Raw genomic sequence first — 3214 nt, 5'->3', positions numbered from 1 at the left:
CCATGGTGAGGGACGTGGAGTCCCCGAGCAGCTCCGGCAGCGGGTCCTCGCGGACCACGGTGGCCCCGGACTCGTCGACGGCCAGGGTCAGGTTGGACATCGCCCGGTCCAGGGAGCCGGACCACGTCCCGCAGGAGGTCCTGCAGCACAGCAGCACGCCGGACACGCTCGCGACGGGCAGCCCGGGCAAGGTGGGGCTCCTCGAGATGGAGTTCGGCAGGAACGATCGCGGCACCGAGCTGGTCCACCACTACCAGAAGTCGCCGCTGCAGATCATGCGACCGCTGTACTACGACCTGCTGCGCCCCGACATGCCGTACACGTACCTCATGTCGACGGGTGGGGGCATCCTCCAGGGCGACCGGCTCCGGACGGACCTCACGTTCGGGCCGGGCACGTCCGCCCACGTCACGACGTCGGCCCACACCAAGGTCTACCGGATGGAGCACGACTACGCGGTCGCCCAGTCCAACATCCAGGTCGCGGAGGGCGCCTACGCCGAGTACCTGCCCGACCCCGTGATCCCGTTCGCCGACTCCCGGCTCTACCAGCGCACGCGGGTCACGCTCGACGAGTCGGCCACGCTCCTGGCGGGGGAGACCGTCTTCGCGGGTCGCCTCGCGCGCGACGAGCGGCACCGGTACACGGTGTTCGCCTCCGACTTCGAGGTCCGGCGACCGGACGGGCGGATCGTCGCGCTCGACCGCGTGCGGCTCACGCCTGAGGACGGGCAGACCGGTGGCCTCGCGGTGCTCGGCGACCGGGACGTGCTGTCGATGCTCTACGTGCTCACGCCCCTCGCGCCGGCAGCCCAGCTCGCCGACCTGCTGCACACGGTGCTCGCCGAACGGTTCGAGGAGGATCTCTTCCTCGGGGTGAGCGCCCTGCCGGGGGACGTGGGTGTCTGGGTCCGCATCGTGGGTGACGACACCGAGTCCGTCGCCCACGCCAACACCGCGGCGTGGCAGGCGGTGCACCAGCTCCTCACGGGGGTCGAGGCTCCGCTCATCCGGAAGAGCTGAGGTCCCATGAACGCGAAGTCCTCCTACGTCCTGCAGCTGGTCAAGGTCTTCGTCCCGGTCGTCCTGCTCCACGTCGTGGGCTTCGGGGTGTTCTTCGCGTTCGTGGCACCTCAGCACCTTCAGCTCGGCTCGGCCGTCTTCGGGGTCGGGATCGCGGTCACGGCCTACGTGCTGGGGGTCAAGCACGCGTTCGACGCCGACCACATCGCGGCGATCGACAACACGACCCGCAAGCTCGTCGACCTCAAGAAGCCGGCCGCGGGGGTCGGGCTCTACTTCTCGCTCGGGCACTCCACGGTCGTGTTCCTCATGGCCGTCCTGCTCGCCGGGGGAGTGAGCTGGGCCGTGGGGCTCACGTCCGACGGCAGCGGGGTGCGCAACGCGCTCGGCGTCTTCGGCACCGCGATCTCGGGTGTCTTCCTCATCCTCATCGGTCTCATCAACGCGGTGTCGTTCGTGGGGATCTGGAAGGTGTGGCAGCGGTCCAAGGTCTCACCGCTCAACGAGGAGCAGCTCGAGAAGCAGCTCGCGAGCCGTGGGTTCGTGAACCGCATGGTCCAGCCGCTCGTGAGGTCGGTCGACCGACCGCGCAAGATGTACCTGGTCGGGTTCCTCTTCGGTCTGGGCTTCGACACCGCGAGCGAGATCGCGCTGCTGGTCCTCGCGGGCACGGGCGCCGCGACCGGCCTGCCGTGGTACGCGGTGCTGTGCCTGCCGCTGATCTTCGCCGCGGGCATGAGCCTGTTCGACACCATGGACTCGGCCGTCATGGTCAAGGCGTACTCGTGGGCCACCGTGAACCCGATCCGCAAGGTGTACTACAGCCTGACCGTGACGGGCATCTCCGTCATGGTCGCGGTCGTGATCGGCGGGATCGAGCTCGTCGGCCTCCTCAACGAGAAGCTGGGCCTGCACGACCCGGTCACCGACTGGGTCGCGAGCATCGAGCTCGAGAACATCGGCTACATCGTGGTGGGCACGCTCATCGCGGCCTGGCTCCTGTCGACCGCCTACTGGAAGCTCGGTCGCGTCGAGGAACGCTGGGGACAGGGCGCGGCCGCCCGTTCTGGTCCCGGCGGCGGGGACCCCGCCCCGGTGCTCGCCCCGCAGTCGCTCGTCCCACCGGCGCTCGTCCCACCAGGGAGAGCCCCCCAGCCGCTCGCCTCGTCCGAGGACCTTCCGGTTCCACCCATCACTCGACCCGACACCGGCACCACAGGGAGATGACATGTCAGCGACGAACGCAACGACAGCACCTTCGAACGCGGCGGCGGTGACGGCCGGTTCCCTGGCCCACGGCCTGTCGCAGATCTTCTTCCAGAAGAACGTCTGGACAGGTCTCCTGATCCTCGCGGCCTTCGTGGTCGCCGACTGGCGCATGGCCCTGCTGGTCGTCGTGGGGACGGTCGCCTCGACCGCCGCGGGATACCTCATGAAGGTCGGTGCGGACAACGTCGAGATGGGACTGCAGGGCTTCTGCGGTGCCCTGGTCGGGGCCGCGGTCTTCGCCGCGATGGGCGGCGACCAGGCGTGGTCCTACGTGGTCGCGCTGGTCGGTGGTCTGCTGTGCGCCCCGGTGACGTGGTTCTTCGTGTGGCTGTTCGGCACCGAGCCGCTCAAGCGGTTCGCGCTGCCCGCCACCACTGCCCCGTTCTGCACGGTCGCCGGGATCATGTACGTCACGACGACGAGCCTGCACGTCAGCTCGGCCGGCTCGCACGTGGCCGACGACGCCACCACGGCCTTCTTGCGCTCGCTGCTCACCAACGTGTCCGAGGTCGTGCTGGTCAACAGCCTGTGGGGCGGCGCCCTGATCCTGCTGGGCCTCTTCGTCGCCTCGTGGAAGGTGGGCCTGGCAGCCGTCATGGGCAGCGTGGTCGGGAGCCTGTGCGCCCTGGCGTTCGGCGAGAACCTGCAGAACACGGCCAACGGCCTCGAGGGGTACTCCGGCGTCCTGACGGCGATCGCGCTCGCGGTGGTCTTCCTGCGCAGCACGAGCGCGTCGTGGGCCTACGCGCTGATCGGCACGATCGCGACGGCCGTCGTGACGCTCGTCATGCACGACCTCACGAGCGGCCCGGTCTACACGTGGCCCTACATCCTCACCACGTGGGTGTTCCTGATCATCGCGGCGTTCGTCCCGGCGCTCAAGCGGTCCTGAGGCCGGGGTGCCCGTCGAGGCACGCACAGAC

At 69.3% G+C, this 3214-nt stretch carries 3 protein-coding genes; all 3 read left to right on the top strand.

All coding sequences use genetic code 11. From position 1 onward, the window contains the following. Window positions 1-92: 92 nt before the first annotated feature. The 3 genes from ACFWFR_RS18670 to ACFWFR_RS18660 are packed head-to-tail and all read left to right on the top strand — an operon-like array spanning window position 93 to window position 3183. A complete protein-coding gene (locus ACFWFR_RS18670; protein ID WP_377624083.1) occupies window positions 93-1022 on the top strand; it encodes an urease accessory protein UreD in 930 nt (309 codons plus the stop codon). Window positions 1023-1028: 6 nt separating this feature from the next. Next, window positions 1029-2249, top strand: a complete 1221-nt coding sequence (locus tag ACFWFR_RS18665; RefSeq protein ID WP_377624082.1) for a HoxN/HupN/NixA family nickel/cobalt transporter — start codon at window positions 1029-1031, stop codon at window positions 2247-2249. A 1-nt stretch (window position 2250) separates the two neighbouring features. Next, window positions 2251-3183, top strand: a complete 933-nt coding sequence (locus ACFWFR_RS18660) for an urea transporter (protein WP_377624081.1) — start codon at window positions 2251-2253, stop codon at window positions 3181-3183. Window positions 3184-3214: the final 31 nt, after the last annotated feature.

It is taken from the genome of Oerskovia sp. NPDC060287, assembly GCF_042726775.1.
In the GTDB taxonomy this organism is placed as follows: Bacteria; Actinomycetota; Actinomycetes; order Actinomycetales; family Cellulomonadaceae; genus Oerskovia; species Oerskovia merdavium.
This window is presented reverse-complemented; position numbering and strand designations above follow the sequence as displayed.

Coding starts and splice junctions, on each gene's coding strand:
- ACFWFR_RS18665 (WP_377624082.1), top strand. CDS start 1,029: ATGAACGCGAAGTCCTCCTACGTCCTGCAGCTGGTCAAGGTCTTCGTC.
- ACFWFR_RS18660 (WP_377624081.1), top strand. CDS start 2,251: ATGTCAGCGACGAACGCAACGACAGCACCTTCGAACGCGGCGGCGGTG.